Origin of the sequence: Actinosynnema sp. ALI-1.44, assembly GCF_001984155.1 — a bacterium.
Taxonomy (GTDB): Bacteria; Actinomycetota; Actinomycetes; order Mycobacteriales; family Pseudonocardiaceae; genus Kibdelosporangium.
This window is the reverse complement of sequence record NZ_MTQO01000042.1, coordinates 154521-176348: the sequence shown is the minus strand read 5'-3', so window position 1 is coordinate 176348 and position 21828 is coordinate 154521. Positions and strand designations below refer to the sequence as shown.

9 protein-coding genes and 1 pseudogene are annotated in these 21828 nt (G+C 70.3%); 8 read left to right on the top strand and 2 right to left on the bottom strand.

Annotation, left to right across the window (positions count from 1 at the left end; all coding sequences use genetic code 11):
• Positions 1-58 precede the first annotated feature (58 nt).
• The 7 genes and pseudogenes from ALI144C_RS55495 to ALI144C_RS56705 form a co-directional block, all read left to right on the top strand.
• The gene (locus ALI144C_RS55495; RefSeq protein ID WP_076988116.1) at positions 59-946 is read left to right on the top strand and encodes a hypothetical protein; all 888 of its coding nucleotides are present in this window, start codon (positions 59-61) and stop codon (positions 944-946) included.
• A gap of 15 nt (positions 947-961) precedes the next feature.
• A complete protein-coding gene (locus ALI144C_RS17080; protein WP_076988115.1) occupies positions 962-1933 on the top strand; it encodes an ACP S-malonyltransferase in 972 nt (323 codons plus the stop codon).
• Entirely contained in the window at positions 1920-2168 is a 249-nt protein-coding gene (locus ALI144C_RS17075; protein ID WP_076988114.1) for an acyl carrier protein, read from the top strand. The genes ALI144C_RS17080 and ALI144C_RS17075 overlap by 14 nt, the downstream gene beginning before the upstream one ends.
• Positions 2165-3667 carry an AMP-binding protein gene (locus ALI144C_RS17070; protein WP_076988113.1) on the top strand — a complete coding sequence of 501 codons (1503 nt, stop codon included), beginning with the start codon at positions 2165-2167 and terminating at the stop codon, positions 3665-3667. The genes ALI144C_RS17075 and ALI144C_RS17070 overlap by 4 nt, the downstream gene beginning before the upstream one ends.
• Positions 3664-5196, top strand: coding sequence for a class I adenylate-forming enzyme family protein (locus ALI144C_RS17065; RefSeq protein ID WP_237774178.1), 1533 nt, complete (start codon positions 3664-3666; stop codon positions 5194-5196). The genes ALI144C_RS17070 and ALI144C_RS17065 overlap by 4 nt, the downstream gene beginning before the upstream one ends.
• On the top strand, positions 5193-6425 hold the full coding sequence (locus ALI144C_RS17060; protein ID WP_076988112.1) for a decarboxylase: 1233 nt from the start codon (positions 5193-5195) through the stop codon (positions 6423-6425). The genes ALI144C_RS17065 and ALI144C_RS17060 overlap by 4 nt, the downstream gene beginning before the upstream one ends.
• Before the next feature lie 85 nt (positions 6426-6510).
• Positions 6511-16857: pseudogene (locus ALI144C_RS56705) on the top strand (SDR family NAD(P)-dependent oxidoreductase); the annotation flags it as partial.
• A gap of 148 nt (positions 16858-17005) precedes the next feature.
• Here the strand turns inward: ALI144C_RS56705 and ALI144C_RS17050 are convergent.
• Complete coding sequence (locus ALI144C_RS17050; protein ID WP_076988110.1) at positions 17006-17443, bottom strand: enediyne antibiotic chromoprotein; 438 nt, start codon at positions 17441-17443, stop codon at positions 17006-17008.
• Between the two features lie 337 nt (positions 17444-17780).
• On the opposite strand from ALI144C_RS17050, the gene ALI144C_RS17045 reads away from it, so the two are divergent.
• Positions 17781-18926, top strand: a complete 1146-nt coding sequence (locus tag ALI144C_RS17045) for a sensor histidine kinase (protein WP_076988109.1) — start codon at positions 17781-17783, stop codon at positions 18924-18926.
• Here the strand turns inward: ALI144C_RS17045 and ALI144C_RS17040 are convergent, their stop codons facing one another.
• Positions 18927-21788: a hypothetical protein gene (locus ALI144C_RS17040; protein ID WP_076988108.1), complete on the bottom strand. Its 2862-nt coding sequence runs from the start codon at positions 21786-21788 to the stop codon at positions 18927-18929.
• Positions 21789-21828: the final 40 nt, after the last annotated feature.

The following is a 21828-nucleotide window of genomic DNA, read 5'->3' as shown; positions in this document are numbered from 1 at the left end:
TGCTTGTCCGCCGCGCGTGCGTATGCCTGACGAAGTGGAGCGTTCTCTAGTGGTTGCGATGCTGGGAAACGGTGCGAGCCGTTCCTTCAACGGAGATGGCAAGCCCGACCTGCTGGTGCGCAAGAACGCCACCGGTGAGGTCTTCGTACTGCCGCACAGCGGGAAGTTCGACGGGACGTCGACCTTCGGCGAGCCGGTGCTGATCGCCAAGGACATGGGCTGGCAGCGGTTCGGCTTCCTGCGCGCCGCCCAGAACGGCAGCGGCCCCGCGGACGTGATCGCGTTCAGCCTGGAAGGCGTCAACCCGGGCGAGGACGGCGAATGGGGCCTGTTCCTCTACCAGAACAACGGTGGTCTCGACGGGCTGCAGACGCTCAGCGACACGCCGATCCGCGTGTCGGGACGTCGTGACGACGGCCGGGTGTGGGAGACCGTCGCGCTCGCCGACGTGTCCGGCAACGGCTCGGACGACACCGTCAGCCGCGAGGTCAACGAAGGCAACGTCGACTGGTTCCCCCACGGCGGGGCCATCGTGGCCAACGACACCTACGACAAGACCCCGCACCGGCTCACCACCGTCGCGCCCACCGACTTCCCGTTCGCCATGGCTGACTTCACCGGCAACGGCAAGCTGGACCTCGTAGTGCGCCGGGAGAACGGTGACATCGACATCTTCGAGTTCGCCGACGACCACGACCTCGCGCACTCCGCCACAGCGGGCGAAGGCACCTGGTACACCGTGGCCAAGGGCTGGAACGAGTACGTCTTCCTGTGCCTGACGGACATCGATCTCGACGGCGCGCCGGACCTGCTCGTGACCAAACCGGACGGAACGCTGCTCGGCTACCGCAACTCCGGCAAGTTCGACCCCGCCGACCCAGAAGCGCTGTTCGAGGAGCCCGTCGTGGTGGGCACCGAGTTCTGGCAGTACGACGTCCTCAGCTGATACGGGAGCTTCGCCATGACACTCGACACCACCGCCATCGTGTTCCCGGGCATGGGGCCGATGCGGGTCGCCGAGGTCGGGAAGTTCCTGATGGTCAACCCCTTCGCGCGGCCCCTGCGCAAAGCCGCCGACGCTGTGGCCGGGTACTCGCTCGTCGAGCGGCTGATCGCGGACGAGGACGACTACTCGGAGGCGGCGCAACTGGCGTTCCTCGTCACCTGTGTCGCATTGGCGCGGTGGGCCGGAGAAACGCAAGGGATCGAGCCGCTGGTGTGCACCGGTCCCAGTTTCGGCGCCAAGACGGTCGCCGCCTACTCGGGTGCGTTGCCGTTCGAGGAAGCAGTCCGGCTGACCGCGCTGTTCGCCCGCCGCGAGGCTGAGTACTTCCGCGAACGGCACAGCGACGTCGTCACGCAGTCGATCGCGCGCACGGCGCCGGACAAACTGGCCGAGCTGCTCGCCGGGTTCGACGAGCGCGGCGAGTGGTACGACATGTCGTGCTACCTCGACGATGACTTCTTCATGGTCTCGTTGCGGGAATCCGCTCTGGACGGATTCCTCGCCGGGGTCAAGGGGATCGGCGGGCTGCCGCTCTACACGATGCGGCCGCCGATGCACTCGTCGGCGTTCGACGACCTGCGCCGGACACTGGCAGCCGAGGTCGCCGCGGAGTTCACGTTCGCCGACCCGCGGCTGCCGATCGTGTCCGATCAGGACGGACGGATCGTCACGACCGCCGACGGCGTACGCACCCTGCTGCTCGACGGCGTCGTCGAAGCGGTGCGCTGGCCGCAGGTCGTGCGGGTGCTGCGTGAACTCTCGGTGGACAGGCTGTGTGTGTCCGGCCCGGACAGCCTGTTCGGACGCACCGACTGCTCGGTGCGCGCCTTCGAGGTGCTGCCCATCGACGTGCGGCGCGCCATGAGACCGATCAAGCGACCGGCTCCGATCGACCAAGAGGAATGGGGATCCCATGTGGGACAGTAATTTCGAGCAGGTACTGCGTGACCACCTCGTTTTCCTCGCACCGGACGAGGCGCTCACCGAGGACCTGGACCTGCGCGAGCACGGCCTTGACTCGATGGGGATCGTCAGTGCGATGGTGTCGCTGGAACAGCAGTACAACTTCCGGTTCGCCGACAGCGCGCTGAACGTGGAGACCTTCGCCACCCCGGGCGTGCTCTGGCGGACGATCACGAGCACGCTCGCCCCCTCGCTATGACGCACGCATTACAGGCGCGGTTCCTCCACGGGCTGGCCGTGTCCGGGGACGGAGCCGCGCTGCGGGTGGACGGCCACGACATCAGCTACACGCGGGCGCACCAACTGGCGCTCGCTTGGGCCGGGGACCTGCTCGCCCGATGCGGGCAGGCACCGGCCGCTGTCGGTGTGCTCGCGAACAAGAGCGCAGAGGCCTACATCGGTGTGCTGGCCGCGCTGTACGTGGGCGCGGCCGTCGTACCGCTGCACCCGGAGTTCCCGGCTGTGCGCAACCTGGCCGCCATCGAGGCCGCGGGGGTGCGGGCGCTGATCGTGGACGAGCAGGGCGCCAAGGCCCTGCCTGGGCTGGCCGTCGACCTGCCCGTGCTCGTTCCTGGGGGTGAGCCGGTCGGCCCGCCGCTGGCCGAGCCCGCGTCGGCCGAACCGGGCGACACGGCGTACATCCTGTTCACCTCGGGATCCACCGGGCGCCCCAAGGGCGTCCGGATCACCCACGGCAACACCGCGCACTACTTCCGGCTGCTGGCGGAGCGCTACGACTTCGGCCCGGCGGACCGGTTCTCGCAGACCTTCGACCTGACCTTCGACTGCGCGCTGTTCGACCTGTTCGCGGCATGGGACGCGGGGGCGACGGCCGTCGCGCTGCCCTCGTCCGCGCTGCTGTCCTTGCCCGCGTTCCTCGCCGAGGAAGGCATCACCGTCTGGTTCTCGGTGCCGAGCGTGATCTCGTACGTGCGCAAGGCCGGTGTGCTCGAACCCGGCGCGCTGTCCGGCCTGCGCTGGTCGTTCTTCGCCGGTGAGGCGCTGAAGACCGGCGACGCCGCCGACTGGAGCGTGGCCGCTCCGGCATCCAAGGTCGAGAACCTTTATGGGCCAACAGAACTGACTGTGACCATCACCGGATACCGGTGGGATGGCGCCGTCGAGGTCAACGGCGTCGTCCCGATCGGTGCCGTCCACCCTGGACACGAGTACCGGCTGCGCGCCGCGGACGGCACCACCGCCGCCGACGAAGGCGAGCTCTGCGTCACCGGGCCGCAGCTCACCGGCGGCTACCTCGACCCCGCCGACGAACAGGGCCGGTTCGAGGACGTCGACGGCAAACGCTGGTACCGCACCGGCGACCGGGTCCGCCGCCTGGACGGGGACGTCCTCGGCTACCTCGGCCGCGCCGACTCGCAGATCCAGCTGCACGGCTGGCGGGTCGAACTCGGCGAGATCGACCACCGGGTACGGGAGTGCCCCGGCGTCGACGACGCCGTGACCCTGTTCACCGGCGACGCCCTGATCGTCTTCTACACCGGGCTGCCGCAACGCCCGCTCGCCCTCGCGGCGCTGCTGCGCCGGTCACTGCCGGAGCAGCTCGTGCCGAGGCAGTACCGGCACCTGGCCGAGTTCCCGCTCAACCCCAACCGGAAGATCGACCGCCCGGCGCTGCTGGACAGCGTGTCGGCGCAGGGAGGTAGGGCGAGGGCGCACCACAAGGAGGAAGTCCGTTGACCACTTCAGCCGTCGCCACGCAAGCGACCGACGCCGGACTGGACCGGCCGCGCGCGACCAGGCTCTCCGACCTTCTCGACCGCGCCGCCGCCGAGTACCCGGACAGCCCGGCGATCACCGACCACACCGGCTCGTGGACCTACCGAGAACTCGACAACCGCGTCCGCGCACTGGCGGGCTGGTTGCGCGACCAGGGGATCGGCCGCGGTGACCGGGTGCTGGTGCGCCTGCCGAACGTCCGCGAGATGTCGCTGGCGCTGTTCGGCATCACGCGCATCGGCGCCATCTTCGTACCGATCAACCCGGCGATGAAGGAGTTCCACCTGCGTGGGGTGATCGCGGACGCCGAGCCCGCGCTGATCCTCACCGACGGTCGGACCGCCGCCGAGGTCGGCAAGCTGACCGACGCCCCGGTGCACGACCTCGGTGAGGTGTCCTCGCTGCTGGAGACGCACGCCCACGGCACCGCCGACGCGGAGCCCGAGGACGTCGGCGTGCTCATCTACACCTCCGGCAGCACCGCGGGCCCGAAGGGCGTGGTGTGCCCGCAGGCCCAGATGGTCTTCTCCGCCGACGCCATCGACGCGGTGCTGGGCCACCGGCAGGATGACGTCGTGTTCTGCCGTGTCCCGCTGTCCTTCGACTACGGCCTCTACCAGCTGATCATGGCCTGCCAGGCCGGTGCGCACGTCGTGCTGTCCGGGTCCCGGCCGGACTACAAGCTGCTGTCCGACATCGCCGAATCCGGCGCGACCGTGGTTCCCGTCGTGCCGTCGATGGGCGCGATGCTCGTCTGGCTGTCCGAACGTGAGCAGGCCGTGCCCGCGGTGCGGATGATCACCAGCACCGGCGCCGCGTTGCCGCAGGCGACCATCGACGGTCTGCGCGTCGCGTTCCCCAACGCCGTCGTGGTGCGGATGTACGGCACCACCGAGTGCAAGCGGATCACCGTCATGCCGCCCGCCGAGGAAGCGGAGCGCGAAGGGTCGGTCGGGCCCGCGTTGCCGGGCACGAACGTGGTCATCGTGGACGCGAACGGCACACCGTTGCCCGTCGGCGAGATCGGCGAGATCACCGTGACCGGCCCGAACGTGATGGCCGGGTACTGGCGTGCGCCCGAGCTGAGCGCGAAGACGTTCCGGTGGGACGCCGAAGCCGGCGTCACGCGCCTGCACACCGGCGACTACGGCAGGCTCGACGAGGACGGTTACGTCTACTTCGACGGCAGGCGCGACGACATGTTCAAGCGCAAGGGCGTCCGGATGAGCACCCTGGAGATCGAAGCCGCCGCGATGGACGTCGACGGTGTCCGGAAAGCGGCCGTGCTGCCGCCGACCGAGGACCGGGACCTGACCATCTGCGTCGAGTCGGACCTCGGTCCCGGCGCCGTGCTGCGGGCGTTGGCCAAACGGCTCGAATCGGCGAAGGTCCCCGCGGTGTGCCACGTGTTCGAGCAGTTCCCGCTCACCCCGAACGGCAAGAACTCGCTCAAGGAACTGCGGGCGCTGGTCGAAAGCCGGAGCTCGTGAGCGCCCGCTACGCCGACCTCGCGCGGCGCTACGGAACCCCGCTCTACGTCTACGATCTCGATCGTGCCCTCGCCGCGCGACGGGATCTGCGCGCGTCGCTGCCCGAGGGCGTCACGCTGTACTACTCGTTCAAAGCCAACCCGCACCCCGACATCGCGCGGGCGCTCGGCTCCGGCCCGGCGCACGAGGCGTGCCGGGCCGAGCTGACCTCGACCGGCGAGCTGCGCTCCGCACTGGCCGCCGGTTTCCGCCCGGAGGAGTGCCTCTACGGCGGGCCGGGCAAGACCAGCGGCGAGATCGAAGTGGCACTCGCCGCCGGTGTGCGCAGGTTCTCCGTGGAATCACACGAGGATCTGCGACGGGTGGGCGCCGCGGCGGTGCAGCGCGGACTGCGCGCGGAGTGCCTGCTGCGGATCAACTCCGTCGCACCGAAGTCGTCCAGCAGCATCCGGATGACCGGCACGCCGTCGCAGTTCGGGTTCGACAGCGAGACGTTGGCGCCGCTGCTGCCGAGCCTGCTGGAGGTCGAGGGCACGCGGGTGGTCGGCGCGCACTTCTTCCCGCTGAGCAACGCGATGGACGAAGCCAGCCTCGTCGACGAGTTCCAGCGCAGCGTCGCCGAAGCGGCCCGGCTGCGCGACGAACTGGGCCTGCCCGTGCGGATGCTCGACCTGGGCGGTGGATTCGCCGCGCCGTACGCCGTTCCCGGTGAGCGGACCGTGTACGAGAAGACCAGCACCGAGCTGGCCGCTGTGCTGGACCTGCATTTCCCCGGGTGGGCCGAGGGTGCGCCGGAGGTCGCCTGCGAGTCCGGCCGTTACCTGGTCGGCGACTGCGGGGCGCTGGTGGCGTCGGTGGTCAACATCAAGCAGAGCGGCGGCCGCAAGTTCGTCGTGCTGGACGCGGGGATCAACACCCTCGGCGGGATGGCGGGACTGGGCCGGCTGCTGCCGTTGGCCGTGGAACCGGTGGAGGGTGTCGACCCGGCCGACCTGGAGCCGGTGAGCCTGGTCGGTCCGTTGTGCACACCGGGTGACGTGCTCAGCCGCAACGTCCACATCCCGTCGCCGACCGAAGGCGACCTGGTCACCATCCCGAACACCGGGGCGTACGGCCTGACCGCCAGCCTGCTGGCGTTCCTGGGGCGACCGGCGCCCACCGAGGTGGTCCTGCGCGGCGGCGCGGTCGTGTCGGTGTCCCGATTGGACACCCAGCGCGTGTATTCCTGACCAGAGCCTGGAGATCATTGTGAAGCGGGACGAAACCGATTCGGCGCGGCTGGCCGCGCTGCCCGAAATCGAGCGGGACCGGTTCCTGCTTCAGCTGGTGCTCGACCACGCGGCGGCCGTGCTGCCGTACCCGGAAACCGAACTGAATGCGGACATGGCGTTCCGCGAAGCCGGGTTCGACTCGATGGCGGCAGTGCGGCTACAGGAGCGGCTGGTCGCGGCGACCGGGCTGGCCCTGCCGGTGACGATCGCCTTCGACCACCCGACGCCCGCCGCGCTGGCCGCCCATGTGCGCGCCGCGCTGTGGGGTGACGCACCTGCGGTGGAGCCGGACGTCGTGCACCCGGTTGACGCGAGCGACCCGATCGTGATCGTCGGGATGGCCTGCCGCTATCCCGGCGGCGCCGACACACCGGAACGGCTCTGGGCGCTGGTGGCGGGCGGTGCGGACGTCATCTCCGGCTTCCCCGGCGACCGTGGCTGGGACCTGGCCGGGCTGTTCGACCCGGACCCGGACCAACCGGGCAAGGCCTACGTCGACCAAGGTGGTTTCCTGCACGACGCGGCGGAGTTCGACGCCGCGTTCTTCGGGATCTCGCCACGGGAAGCCACCGCGATGGATCCGCAGCAGCGGATCATGCTGGAGACGTCGTGGGAGGCGTTCGAACGGGCCGGTGTCGACCCCGTCTCGTTGCGCGGACGCCGGGTTGGCGTGTTCGTCGGCGCCGAGCCGCAGGACTACGGCCCACGGCTGCACGAGGCGCCGGACGGGCAGGAAGGTTACCTCCTCACCGGCAACGCGTTGAGCGTCATCGCGGGCCGGATCGCGTACGCCTTCGGCCTGGAAGGGCCGACGCTGACCGTGGACACCGCGTGTTCCGGTTCGCTGGTCGCGCTCCACCTGGCCACGGCGGCGCTGCGCGCGGGTGAGTGCTCGCTCGCGTTGGCCGGTGGCGTTTCGGTGATGTCGAGCCCCGGCACGTTCGTCGCGTTCAGCCGCCAGCGTGGTCTGGCGTCGGACGGCCGGTGCAAGCCGTTCGCCGCAGCCGCCGACGGCACAGGCTGGGGCGAGGGCGCCGGGACACTGGTGCTGGAAAGGCTGTCCGACGCGCGGCGCAACGGTCACCAGGTGCTCGCGGTGGTGGCGGGCTCGGCGATCAACTCCGACGGCGCGTCCAACGGGCTGACCGCGCCCAGCGGGCCGTCCCAGCAGCGGGTCATCCGGCAGGCGCTGGCCGCGGCCGGGCTGGAGCCGTCCGAAGTGGACGTCATCGAGGCGCACGGTACCGGCACCCGGCTCGGCGACCCGATCGAAGCCGGTGCGCTGATCGCCGCGTACGGCGAGCGGGACCGGCCGTTGCGGCTGGGTTCGATCAAGTCGAACATCGGGCACACGCAGGCCGCCGCCGGTGTCGCCGGGGTCATCAAGATGGTGCTCTCGTTGCGGGCCGGGCTGGTGCCCCGGACGCTGCACGTGGACGAACCGTCACCGCACATCGACTGGTCGGCCGGGGTGCTGTCCCTGCTGACCGAGCCGATGGACTGGCCGCGTACCGGCACACCCCGTCGTGCCGGTGTGTCGTCGTTCGGCATCAGCGGGACGAACGCGCATGTCATCCTGGCCGAGCCACCTGAGGCTGAGGTCGGGGAAAGCCCTGTGCTGCCAGTGGTGCCGTGGGTGCTGTCCGCGGCCACGCCGGAGGCGCTGCGCGCGCAGGCGAAGAAGCTCGTCGCCGCGCTGCCGGAGGTCTCGCTCACGGACATCGGCTTGACTCTCGGTGTTGGCCGGGCAGCCCAGCAGCACCGCGCGGTCGTGTTCGGTGCGGACCGAGTGTCGTTGCTCAAGGGCATCACCGCGCTGGCCGAAGGCTCCGCAGCCACGGGGCTCGTGTCGGGCGCTGTGCGAACCGGCTCGTTGGCGTTCTTGTTCACCGGGCAAGGCAGCCAGCGGATCGGGATGGGACGGGACCTCTACCGCGCTTTCCCCGTGTACGCACGCGCGTTCGAGGACGCCTGCGCCCACCTGGACCCGCACCTGGACGTTCCGTTGCGCGATGTCGTCTTCGGCGTCGCCGACGGTCTGGACCGCACGGGATACGCGCAAGCCGCGCTGTTCGCGGTCGAAGTCGCGCTGTTCCGGCTCGTCGAGTCCTTCGGTGTGCGGCCCGATCTGCTCGCCGGGCACTCGGTCGGGGAGATCGCCGCCGCCCACGTCGCCGGGGTGCTCTCGCTCGCGGACGCCGCCCTGCTCGTCGCCGCCCGTGGGACGTTCATGCAGGAACTGCCCGACGGCGGCGCGATGCTCGCCGTACAGGCCAGCGAGGCCGACGTGCGCGCGCTGCTGGACGGCCACCTGGTCTCCATCGCGGCGATCAATGGCCCGACGGCCGTGGTGCTGTCCGGTGCGGAGCAGGACATCAACGACCTGGCCACGGAACTGGCCGACAAGGGCCACCGCAGCCGTCGCCTGCGGGTGAGCCACGCCTTCCACTCGCCGCTGATGGAACCGATGCTCGACGAGTTCCGGCAAGTGGTCCGGCTGCTTGAGTTCTCGCCGCCGCGCATCCCGATCGTGTCCACAGTGACCGGACAACTGGCCACAGAGGACCAGCTGTGCGACCCCGAATACTGGGTGCGGCATGTCCGTGAGACGGTGCGCTTCGCCGACGCCGTCACCGCTCTGGCCGCGCACGACGTCAGTGCCTTCCTCGAACTCGGCCCGGATGGCGTGCTTTCCGCCCTGGGCAACGACTGCGTCGAAGGACCGGCGTTCCTTCCCGCACTGCGCAAGGATCGCGACGAGGTGGACGCGTTCGTCACCGCCGTCGCCACGCTGCACGTCAACGGTGTCGCACTGGACTGGGCGGCGATCTTCGCCGGTGCCCGGCACGTCGACCTGCCCACCTATGCCTTCCAGCGCAAGCGTTTCTGGCTCACGCACGGCACTGCCACCGGATCGGCTGCCGCACTCGGCCTCGAACCGGCGGACCACCCGCTGCTGGGTGCCGAGGTCGAAGACGCCGGGGACGGCAAGGTCCTGCTCACCGGCAGGCTCTCGCTCACCACCCAGCCGTGGCTGGCCGACCACGTGATCGCGGGCTCGGTGCTGTTGCCCGGCACGGCGTTCGTGGAACTGGCCGCGCACGCGGGACTGCGGTTCGGCTGCGGGTTCGTCGAGGACCTGGCCCTGCACACCCCGCTGGTGCTGCCCGCTGACGGGGCCGTCCAACTTCAGGTCGCGGTCGGTGTGCCGGACGAGTCCGGCCGTCGCACCCTGAGCGTGCACGCCCGCACGGACGGACCGTGGACCCGGCACGCCGACGGAACCCTCACCACCGCCACCCCGGAACCGGAACAGCGCGAGCAGGCCTGGCCGCCCCCCGGTGCCACCCCGGTCGAGATCGGCGACCGCTACGAACGACTCGAACAGCGAGGCTACGAGTACGGCCCGGTCTTCCAGGGCCTGCGAGCGGTCTGGCAGCGTGGTGAGGAAACCTACGCCGAGGTCGCCGTACCCACGGACGCGGCCTCTTTCGTGCTGCATCCCGCTCTGCTGGACGCGGTGCTGCACGCGACGGACGACAGCGACCAGCTGACGGTCCCCTTTGCCTGGACCGGGTTCGCGCTGTACGCCACCGGCGCGGGCACGGTTCGTGCCACCCTCACCAAGACCAGCTCCGGCGGGCTGTCGATCACCCTCACCGACCCCGCCGGAGCACCCATCGCCTCGGTGGCGGAACTGGCTTTCCGGCCAGTGGGCACCGTCGCGGCCGGGCCTGTGGATTCCCTGTACCACCTGGCCGAGATACCGGTCACCGCGACGACATTCGCCGACGTCCACGACGAACTGGCTGAGGTTCCAGGCGCGGTCGTGACCATCCGTGCAGGTGCGACAGACAATGGGCCAGCGGCGGTGCACGCCGAAACCGCCCGGGTGCTCGGACTGCTGCAACGCTGGATCGCCGACGAGCGGTTCGACGGTTCACGGCTTGCGGTGGTGACCACCGCAGGAGACCTCGCGGGCGCCGCTGTGCGCGGCCTTGTCCGTGCCGCCGAAGCCGAGCACCCTGGCCGGTTCTTGATCGTCGACACCGACGACCCCACCACGGCACCGGTCGCCTCCGAACCTGAACTCGTCGTCAGACTGGGCAGAGTGACCGCGCGCCGCCTGGCTCGGGTGACACCGTCGCCGGAAACCACCTGGCGCCCCAGCGGTACGGTCCTGCTGACCGGCGGCACGGGCGGCCTCGGCACGCTCATCGCCAGGCACCTGATCACCGCCCATGACGTGCACCGGCTCGTCCTGCTCAGCCGACGCGGGCTCGCCGCACCCGGCGCGACACAGCTACGGGACGAGTTGACAGCCCTCGGCGCCGAGGTCGACATCGTCGCGTGCGACGTCACCGACCGAGCCGCTCTGGCCACGGTCATCGACGGGATCGACCAGCTGGACGCTGTCGTGCACGCCGCAGGCCTGGTCGACGACGGCGTGCTGAGCGCCTTGACGGAGGAACGGCTCGCCACGGTCCTGCGGCCGAAGGTCGACGCGGCCTGGCACCTGCACGAACTCACCGCCGACCGTGACTTGTCGGCGTTCGTGGTCTTCTCCTCCGCCTCCGCCACCCTGGACAACGCGGGACAGGCCAACTACGCGGCCGCCAACGCCTACCTCGAAGCGCTGGTGTCCCTGCGGCGTGCGGCCGGGTTGCCCGGTCTGGCGTTGGCGTGGGGACTGTGGGACACCGACACCGGCATGACCGCCCACCTCGACGAGGCACAGTTGCGGCGGATGGCCCGTGATGGATTCGGTGCCCTGACAGTAGATGACGGTCTGCGCCTGTTCGACGCCGCTCTCACGATCGGCGAGGGCGTGCTGTTGCCGATGAAGCTCGACCTCGCTGCCGTCGGCCAGGCTGACGAGGTGCCCGCTGTGCTGCGCGGGCTCGTGCGGCCCGGGCGGCGTCAATCCGTGGCCAAGCGCGAGGACCACCCGCTGGGCAGGCGCCTCGACGGGCTGGGCGAAGCGGATCAACGGGCGCTGTTGCGTGACCTGACGCTGGCCGAAGTCGCCGCCGTGCTCGGCCACGACCAGCCGGACGAGATCGGCACCGGCGTGGCGTTCACCGCCATCGGGTTCGACTCGCTCACCGCCGTCGAGCTGCGCAACCGGCTCAACACCGTGACCGGGCTGCGGCTGTCACCGACCCTGTTGTTCGACTACCCGACCACGGACGCGCTCGTGGAACACCTGCGGGTCAAACTGCTCGGCGCCGAGACCGGTCCACGCGTGATCACGGCCAGCCGGGCGGCAGACGACGACCCGATCGCGATCGTCGCGATGAGCTGCCGCTACCCCGGCGGCGTGCACACCCCGGAACAGCTGTGGGACCTGGTCGCCAGTGGCGGTGACGCCATCTCGCAATTCCCGGACAACCGTGGCTGGGACGTGCCCAGCCTCTATGACCCCGATCCCGCCGCACATCGCAAGACCTACGTGACCGAAGGCGGTTTCCTGCACGACGCCCCGGAGTTCGACGCGGCCTTCTTCGGCATGGGCCCGCGCGAGGCCATGGCGACCGACCCGCAGCAGCGGTTGTTGCTGGAGCTGGCGTGGGAGGCGTTCGAACGAGCCGGGCTGGACCCGCTTTCGTTGCGGGAGAGCCGGACCGGGGTGTTCGCGGGCGTGATGTACCACGACTACGCGGCACGGCTGCCGGTCGTGCCGGAGGACGCGGAAGGCTATCTGGGCAACGGAAGCCTCGGCAGTGTCGTGTCCGGCCGGGTGTCCTACACGTTCGGGCTGGAGGGTCCGTCGGTCACCATCGACACGGCGTGTTCGTCGTCGCTGGTCGGGTTGCACTGGGCCGTGCAGGCGCTGCGCTCCGGCGAGTGCACGATGGCGTTGGCCGGTGGCGTGACCGTGATGTCCACTCCGGACACCTTCATCGATTTCAGCCGTCAGCGCGGGCTCGCCGCGGACGGCCGGTGCAAGTCCTTCGCCACCGCGGCCGACGGAACCGGCTGGTCGGAGGGTGCGGGACTGCTGTTGCTGGAACGGCTTTCCGACGCCGAACGCAACGGCCACCCCGTCCTCGCGCTGATCCGCGGCTCCGCGGTCAACTCCGACGGCGCGTCCAACGGCCTGACTGCCCCCAACGGCCCGTCGCAGCAACGCGTCATCCAGCAGGCGCTGGGCGCCGCGGGCCTGGGCTACGACGAGGTCGACGTGGTCGAAGCACACGGCACCGGCACCAAACTCGGCGATCCGATCGAGGCGCAGGCCCTGCTCGCCAGCTACGGCCAGCGCGACGCGGACCGCCCGCTGCTGCTCGGGTCGATCAAGTCCAACCTCGGGCACACCCAGGCCGCGGCCGGGGTCGCGGGCGTCATCAAGATGGTCCAGGCCATGCGGCACGGCACCGTGCCCAAGACGCTGCACGTGGACACCCCGACCGACCAGGTCGACTGGTCGGCGGGCGCGGTCTCGCTGCTCACCGACACGGTGGCCTGGCCGGAAACCGGGCGCGCACGGCGAGCTGGTGTTTCGTCGTTCGGGATCAGCGGCACCAACGCGCACGTGATCCTGGAACAGGCGCCGCCACCCGCCGCCACCCGGCCGGACCCGGTCCAGCACGCGGTGCCGTTCCTGCTTTCCGCTCGTGACGCGGATGCTCTGCGGGCGCAGGCGTCCCGGCTCGCGCAGTTCGTCCGTGACACCCCGGACTGCCCGGTGCGCGACATCGCGTTCTCGCTGGCCACCGGACGGGCCCGCCTCGAGCGCCGCGCCTGGGTCACCGCCGCCGACCAGGCAGAGCTGCTCCAGGCGCTGGACGCGATCGGCGCGGGCGAACCCGTGAAGACCCCCGGTGCGACCGCGTTCCTCTACACCGGCCAGGGCAGCCAGCGAGCCGGGATGGGCGCGCAGCTGTACACGGCCTACCCGGCGTTCGCGCAGGCCTTCGACGAGGCGTGCCGTGCGGTGGGCCTGGACAGCGCCGAGGTCGCCGATGTCGACCAGACGGGCTGGGCCCAGCCAGCGCTGTTCGCCTTCGAGGTGGCACTGCACCGGCTGCTCGAATCCTTCGGCGTCCGACCGGATCTGCTGCTGGGTCACTCCGTCGGCGAGATCGTCGCGGCCCACGTCGGTGGTGTGTTGTCCCTCGCGGACGCCGGAATCCTGGTCAACGCCCGTGCCCGCCTGATGCAGGCGCTGCCCCCAGGCGGGGCCATGCTGTCGGTGCGTGCCGGGGTGGACGTCGTCGAACCGTTGCTGGTGGGACGGGCGGACGTCGGGATCGCGGCGGTGAACGGCCCGGCCTCGGTCGTGGTCTCCGGCGCGGAGGCCGCGGTCGCCGAGATCGAGGCAGAGCTGAGCGGTGTCCGCACGCGTCGGCTCACCGTCAGCCACGCGTTCCACTCGCCGCTGATGGAGCCGATGCTCGAGGAGTTCCGCACGGCAATCGCCGGGCTGACGTTCTCGCCGCCGACGTTGCCGATCGTGTCCAACCTGACCGGCGAGCTGAATACGGCACTTTCCTCGCCTGAATACTGGGTTCGCCACGTCCGCGAGGCGGTCCGGTTCGCAGACGGCGTGCGTGCGCTCGAAACGGCCGGTGTGCGCACGTTCGTCGAGATCGGCCCGGACGCCGTGCTCAGCGCGATGGCGGGCGAATGCGTGACCACCGACGCTGACATGGCGTTCATCCCGTTGTCACGCAAGGGCCGCGACGAACACGAGACGGTCGCCGAAGCGTTGGCCCGTCTGCACAGCAGGGACATCCCGATCGACTGGACCGCCGTGTTCCCGGCAGCCCGGACGACACAGCTGCCGACGTACGCCTTCCAACGGCGCTGGTACTGGCTCGACGCCGTGCCCGCGACCGGCGAAGCACACGACCTTGGCCTCGCACGTGCCGAACACCCGCTGCTCGGCGCGGCCGTGCCGTTGCCGGACTCCGGTGGACTGCTGCTCACCGGCAGGCTCGCTCCGGGAACCCAGCCGTGGTTGGCCGAGCACGCGGTGGGCGGGGTGGCGATCCTGCCCGGCAGTGCGTTCGTCGAGCTGGCGATCAACGCCGGTGATCGAGTGGGTTGTGGTGTGGTCGACGAACTGGCGTTGCTGGCGCCGTTGCCCCTGCGGTCGGCCGTGCAGTTGCAGGTGGTGCTCCGCGAACCCGACGACGCGGGACGTCGTGAGATCACGGTGTACTCGCGCCCTGAAGACTCCGCCTCCGGGGAAACCTGGACCCAGCACGCGATGGGCGTGCTCGCACCGGACACCACCGCCGTGGACAGCCTCACCGAATGGCCGCCCACCGGTGCCGAGCCGATCGACCTGACCAGCCGATACGCCGAACTGGCTGAGGGCGGGCTCGACTACGGCCCGACCTTCCAAGGGCTGCGCGCGGTCTGGCGGCGTGGCGAGGACGTCTTCGCCGACGTGGCGTTGCCGGAGGAGGTGCTGGACGCGGGCTCGTACGGGATCCACCCCGCGCTGCTCGACGCGGTGTTCCACGCGATCGGCATGGGCGAGCCCGACCTCGCGGCGCGCCCGACGCTGCCGTTCACGTTCGCCGGGGTCTCGCTGGTCGCCGCGGGAGCCACCGCCGTGCGGGCCCGGATTTCGCCTGCGGGGCCGGATAGTGTGTCGGTGACTTTGGCCGACATGGCCGGTGCGCCTGTCGGGTCGGTGCGCTCGCTGGTGCTGCGTGAGGTTTCGGCTGATCAGCTCGCCCAGCGGGTCGACTCGCTGTTCCGCCTGGAATGGACCGGGATCGACGCGGCAACACCCGGCGATCGGCCGGAGGTCGCGGAGATCCACGTCGACCAGACCGATGTCTGCCGTGCCGTTCGGCAGGCAACCCACCAGGCCCTTGCCGTCGTGCGCGCTCGCCTCGATTCGCCCGCCGCGCAACGGTTGGTGGTCATGACTCAGGGGGCCACCGGCAATCCGGCCGCGGACCTCGCCGCTGCCGCCGTCGCCGGTCTGGTGCGCGCCGCCGAGGCGGAGAACCCCGGCAGTTTCCTGCTCGTCGACACCGACGGGTCAGAACTGCTGCCCGGGTTCGCCGCGATCGACGAACCGGAACTGCGGTTGCGCGGGGGAGTGGCGTCGGTGCCCCGGCTGGTGCGGGCAGTCGTGACCCAGTCCGCCGCCTGGCAGGACGGAACTGTCCTGGTGACGGGCGGGACCAGTGGCCTCGGCGCGCTTGTCGCCCGGCACCTGGTCACCGAGCACGGCGTGCGTGACCTGCTGCTGACCAGCCGGAGGGGCGCGGCGTCGCCGGGCGCCACCGAACTGGCGGCGGAGTTGACCGCCTTGGGGGCGGTGATCCGGCTGGCCGCGTGCGACGTCTCCGACCGTGACGCGGTCGCTGAGCTCCTGTCCGAAGTAGACCAGCTCGCTGGGGTCGTGCACGCCGCCGGGATCGTCGACGACGGTGTGGTCGGCTCGATGACCCCGGGACGGATCGACGGCGTGCTGCGTCCCAAGGTGGACGGCGCGTGGCACCTGCACGAGCTGGCCACGGACGTCCCACTCGTCCTGTTCTCCTCGGTCGCGGGCACCCTCGACGGCGCGGGCCAGGCGAACTACGCGGCGGCGAACGCCTTCCTCGACGGCCTCGCAGCCCACCGCCGGGCCAGTGGGCTGCCGGGTGTGTCCATCGCCTGGGGACTCTGGGACGCCGAAACCGGTATGACCGGGGCGCTCAGCGTGGCCGACCGGGAGCGGATGGCCAGGTCCGGGATCGCGGCGTTGTCCGTCGAGGACGGGTTGCGGCTGTTCGACGCCGCGGTCGGAGCCGAGGACGCCGTGCTGTTCGGCGTGCGCCTCGACCTGCGAGCACGAACTGCGCCCGCGTTGCTCCGCGACCTGGTCAAGGCACCCGTTCGGCGGATTGTGGCCGCCAGCGAACCGGTCGAGCGCCAGACCTTGGCCGAACGGCTGGCCGCAGTGGCCCTCGCCGAGCGACGGCCCCTCGTGCTGGCCACGGTGCGCGAGCACGTGGCGGCCGTGCTCGGGCACGCGGACCAGGACGCGGTCGAGAACGAGCGTGGTTTCACCGACCTGGGTTTCGACTCACTCGCGTCGCTGGAGTTGCGCAACCGGCTGGCAGCGGAGTCCGGGCTGCGGCTGCCGGCGACCCTGACCTTCGACTTCCCGAATCCGGTCGCCCTGGCGAACCACCTCGTCGACGAACTGGCGCCAACCGACGTGACGGCCATTGTGGACGGCGAACTGGCCAGGCTGGCCGCCGTGCTGACCGACCTGAACCCGCAGGGCGAGACGGCTTTGGTGCTGGCGGAACGCCTGCGCACACTGGCCGCGCAGTGGGCCGGGGAGTCGCCCGAACAGTCCGATCTGGACGCCGCGACCGCGGACGAGCTGTTCGACATCCTGGACGGCGAACTGGGCAACATCGGTTCATGACAGTCAAGTTCACGACAGGCAGGTTCACGACAGGCAGGCCGTGTACCGAAGGGGCTGCGGTACACGGCCTGAAAGCACTGTGGCCGGGCTAGCTCGTGAGGGCCCGGCCACAGCGGTCGGTGACTACTGTTCCTTGGTCACTTCTGGTTCACTTGAAGGAAATCTGGCCGCCGCCGGCCTGCGAAAGGTCCTCGCTGACGACGGCGATCGCGCAGCCACCCTTGGCGGTCTTGCAGTCGGCGGTGCCGCGCGGGTTGCCCTTCTGGTCGAACGCGGCGAACGTGGTGTGCACGGTCAGCGGGATGCTGGCCGCGCCGTTGCCGTCGGTCTGGACCTTGGCCGAGTCCGACGCGCACACGACGTCGTCGGCACCGTCGAGGTTGGCGCACTGCAGGGCCGCGATGTTCGTCGCGGCGTTGAAGCCGGTCACCGCGACGGTGACTGTCTGGCCGTCCGACAGGCCGGTCGCCGGGTTGATGGTGACACCCGGGCCCACCGCGGCCGAGGCCGAGGACATCCCCATCAGGGTACCGCCGACGGCGATCGTGGCGATCGCGGCGAACTTCCTGATTGAAATGAACGACATCACAGAACTCCCTCATCAAGGAAAGGCTGTCAAGGACCACGGATTTGTGAATCCCCCGATGGCCGGCGAATTGTGTTCCGGCCGTGAGGACGAGTTTAGGATTGGCCAACTCGGGAGGTCAACCTGACAATTGTCAACCGTCCGGGAAAAATATTGTCCGATGTGCCCGGTTTGATTCGGGAAAACGGGTGTGATTTCCTGCGTTTTTTCCCGAACGCCGGACAGGCGTCGCGGACTGCGTTATGGTGGCGCGATTCGGCGGATATGATGGATGTAATAGAACTTCGGTGACTTCTGGCAGCGCGGGTCCGGGCGGGCCTGGTGGTATCCTTCGCGCATGTCCGCAGCGGAGCCTGCCCACATCGACTTCCGCCGGTGGCCGGTCCGGGAAACGGGTGAACAGCACGCTGCGGGCTCGCGAGTCCGTGGCTACGTCATTTCCGGCCTGCTGCTCGGATTTCTTCTCATTCCCGTGGTCACCGCCGTGTTCAACGACATCTCCCCGGCGCGGCTGACGCTGTTGCTGGTCGACACCGCGGTCTACGCGGCGGGCTTTCTGGTCGGTATCTGGGAAGGGCTGGGGTTTTCCCGTGCCGGGCGGGTGGCGGTGGTCGTCCTGCTGTTCGCGCTCGGATTCGGCGTCCGGTTCCTGTCCGACCACCAGGTCGGTTGGCTGGTGCTGGGGTACGCCATCGTCGTGACCGCTTTGCTGCTGCCGATCTGGCTCACACCGGTCCTCGGTATGGGCGCTTTCGTGTGCGCGGTGCTGTATTCCATCGTCTTGAACGACGGGCTGGACTGGGTGGAAGTCCTGCTGATCAGCTCGTCGGTCCTCACCGTCGGGCTGCTGTGCCTGCTGATCAACATGATCTCCCAGCTACGCGCCGCGCACGAGACCATCGCGGGCTTCGCCGTGGTCGAGGAACGAGCCCGCGCCGCCCGCGACCTGCACGACGTACTCGGGCACAGCCTGACCACGATCACCATGAAGCTCTCGCTGGCCCGCCGGGTGCTGGAAAGTGGCGCGTCCCGCGACCAAGCGGCCAACGAGGTGGCGGAAGCCGAGCAACTGTCCCGGGAGGCGATGCTCGAAGTGCGCACGATCGTCGTCGGGCACCGCGCCACCACCCTCGCCGGGGAACTGGTCGCCGCACGGGCCGCGCTGCGCGTCGCCGGTATCCGCGCGAACTTCCCGCACGCCGTCGACGACGTGCGGATGGACCTGCGTGAACCGTTCGCCTACCTGCTGCGCGAAGCGGTCACCAACGTGATCAAACACAGCGGTGCCACCCGTTGCGACATGACCCTGGGCGCCACCTGGATCGAAATCCGGGACAACGGCAGGGGACCGGACGAGCAGGGCGCGGTCAACTCGGGCAGCGGACTGCTCGGCATCGGCGACCGCTTGCGCAGGGTCGGCGCCACACTGACGGTGAGCCGCTCCGACGACGGGGGTTTCCAGCTGCGCGCCAGCACCGCGTGATCAGCGGTGGGCACGGCTCCACAACGCGGCCCAGCCACCCCGGCCCACCATCGCGGCCGGGACGAGCAGGCCGTGTTCGGCGATGCGCTCCCAGAACAACTCGACCGGTGCGCCGAGTTCCGCCGCCGCGACCAGCGCACGCTGCCACGGCCCGTCCTCATCGGACAGATCGCTGGCCGGAAAGCCCGGTACGGACGTTTTCCTCGCCGCGGCCACCTGGATCGTGTCGTCGGTCGCCGCGGCGCAGGTGACCGCGATCGCCAGGGCACACACCAGTTCGGGCGCCGGTCCGCGTGCCACCGAACGCGCCAGGGCTTCGTCGCCGACGAGCTCGCCCATGGCCGCGCGAACCGCCCGTGCCACCACGTCCATGGCGTAGGCCGGGGCGATCGCCGGGCGGCGCACCAGCGCACGCAGCGTCCGCGGCAGGGGCGAGCCGCCGGTGAGCGTGTCAAGCCGGTCGTACTCGCACAGTTCCGGATCGAGCCGCCGCACAGCGGAGGTGAGCGGACGGACCCGAGTCGCCCGCCACAGCCCGGACGCGCCGAGCCCAGCGTCCAAGGCCGCGCGAAGCAACGCCACGTGCCGGCTGGGGCTGAGGCGCTTCAACGCGATCACCGCCGCGTCCGGTTCGAAATCAGCCGCCAGGCCACGCGCCAGCGCGGCATACGTGCGCCGTGCGGACACGGCAGTCGCCGACGCCAACTCCTGCGCCACCGCCGCGCCCAACGCACCGGTGAGCGCGGCAGGCAGACGTCCCGCCGCGGCACCCCGAGCTGAACCTCGGGAACGCACAGGCGGCACAGGCACCAGGGGTTCGGGCACGACCGGCGCGGGCACCGGGAGCCCCTTCACCCATCGCTTGACGTTCTTGTCCACTGCCGGGGCAACGGGGTCGTTGAACCGCGCCCGCAGTTCGTGGACGCGCCAGCCACCGGTGTGCTGCCGGATGTCGAGGTTGGCCGCGATCCGGCCATCGGTCGCGTCCCGCAACGCGATCAGCACACACTGGCCGCGGCGTGCTTCGTCGGCGTACCACGACTCGCCGATGCAGTTGCCCATGTAGCTGGACCACGCGGCCAGCTGCCTCGGGTCGCGGCCCAGTTCCACCACCAGCGTGGTGCCCGGGACGGTCTGCTTGTCCACGGCCGATATGCCGGACGGGATCGGGAAGGCGGCGGCGCTGGCCTCGACAGCCGCCGACGCCGCGCTGACCCCGTCCACCAGTTCCGGCCAGCTACCGCAGCGCGGCGGCGGCATCGCACCGAACGCGACCAACTGGGCGACCCCGGCGGCTGCCAACGGGATGGAGTCCGCGCGGGGGCGCCCCTGTTCCCACGGCGTCGGCGTCTCGTACTCCAGCACGGGCCGGGTTTCCGTGTGGCGCACCGTGGCGGATTCGGCGCCGTGGAAGGGCGCCAACGCGTCACCGAGGTCCGCGAACCACAACAGGTCGTGCGGTGTCTCCACGTCGGCAAGGTCCTCAGCGGTGGCCATCCGCTGCGCCAGCGTCTGCTTCGGACCGTCGGCGTGCGCGTCGGTGAGCGGCGGCTGGTCCCAACTGCCCGGCGCCCGGAAGAACCCAGCCGCGGCACGCCACTGACGCAGATGGTCCGCCTGCCACGGCTTGCACGTGTCCCAGCAATTGTGCAGCGGCTCGTCCATGGTCTCGATCAGTTTGGACACCGCGTTGAGGACGACGACGCCGTAGTTGCGGGCGATGCCGACCAGCTCCTTCACACGGACCTCGGTCTTCGAGGTGAACGTCCGACCCGGCCGCAGCGGCTGGAGCACGTCGTTGACGAGACATCCCGGCCGTGCGGGGTGGCTGTAGTCGCCGTCGTGGCGCCGCCTCGCTGCGGTCCGCTGCTTGTTGGACATACAGGCATCGGCAGCGACAAGCTCGTTCCGGTGCTTCTCGGCGGCGATCTCAAGGCCTTCGTCGTACATCGTCCTGGCGAACCGCAGCAACGCCGTTGCCGCGATGGCGTCGTCGAGCAGGCGGCTGAGCTCGTGCGCGGTCCACCACTGCGGAGGCCGCCAACGAGCCGCCTTGGCGAGCGATGAGTTGTCACCGGTCTGCGACTTCAGATGCCGCAGGACGAGCTCGTCGAAGTGGTCGCGGTGGCGTGTGTGCAGCAGGCCGATCTGATCGGTGTGGATCTGCGACGCTGCTCGCCGATCCTGGCGTTGCCGCTCGACCAGATAGGCGCAAACCGTGTCCCACAGGCTGAGGATCAGCGCCAGCCGCCGTGGCCCCGGACAGTCGGCCAGCACCCGCGACAGCTGACTGGACAATGTGGACGCGGCACCGCGCCGGAACGGATCGATCCCCTTCGGGGCCCGTAATTCCAGCACGCGTTCCAACTGCTCAGGCCCAAGGACCTCCGAGGCCGCCGACGCCAGTTGCAGCGCTGCCCAGCGTTGCTCGGCCATCGCCGTGTTCGCGGCCGCGCCAACCCGCTTCGTGGCCGACGGGCCGAACAACGCGACCAGACTGCCGACCCGGTCCCCGAGCCGGTGCGCCCCATCGACTCCGAGCACCCGCAACGCGGCGAGCACGGCGTCACGCCGGTCCCCGTAGGCTCCGGCCAACCTCGCTGAGGCGAAACCACCACCGAGGTCGACGCCTGCCCCCGCGGCCACCTCGGTGCCATCGGCCACCAGCAAGGTGAGTTGATCGGTCGCCGCCACGACCGCGTCGGTCTCCGCGTCGGCAGGACCGACAGCGACCGGAGCACCAGGCGGGTGCGCGCCCGCCCGGCTGCTCGCCGCGCGGGGCATGGACTTACTGCCCGAGGCGGGCAACCAACAGCGCACCTCAGGCTCGGCGGTGATCCCGAACGCGAGCTGAACAGACATCGCCGCCCATTGTTCCGCACCGCGCCACCAATTTTGCGTC

Coding starts and splice junctions, on each gene's coding strand:
- ALI144C_RS55495 (WP_076988116.1), top strand. CDS start 59: ATGCTGGGAAACGGTGCGAGCCGTTCCTTCAACGGAGATGGCAAGCCC.
- ALI144C_RS17080 (WP_076988115.1), top strand. CDS start 962: ATGACACTCGACACCACCGCCATCGTGTTCCCGGGCATGGGGCCGATG.
- ALI144C_RS17075 (WP_076988114.1), top strand. CDS start 1,920: ATGTGGGACAGTAATTTCGAGCAGGTACTGCGTGACCACCTCGTTTTC.
- ALI144C_RS17070 (WP_076988113.1), top strand. CDS start 2,165: ATGACGCACGCATTACAGGCGCGGTTCCTCCACGGGCTGGCCGTGTCC.
- ALI144C_RS17050 (WP_076988110.1), bottom strand. CDS start 17,443: ATGTCGTTCATTTCAATCAGGAAGTTCGCCGCGATCGCCACGATCGCC.
- ALI144C_RS17045 (WP_076988109.1), top strand. CDS start 17,781: ATGTCCGCAGCGGAGCCTGCCCACATCGACTTCCGCCGGTGGCCGGTC.
- ALI144C_RS17040 (WP_076988108.1), bottom strand. CDS start 21,788: ATGTCTGTTCAGCTCGCGTTCGGGATCACCGCCGAGCCTGAGGTGCGC.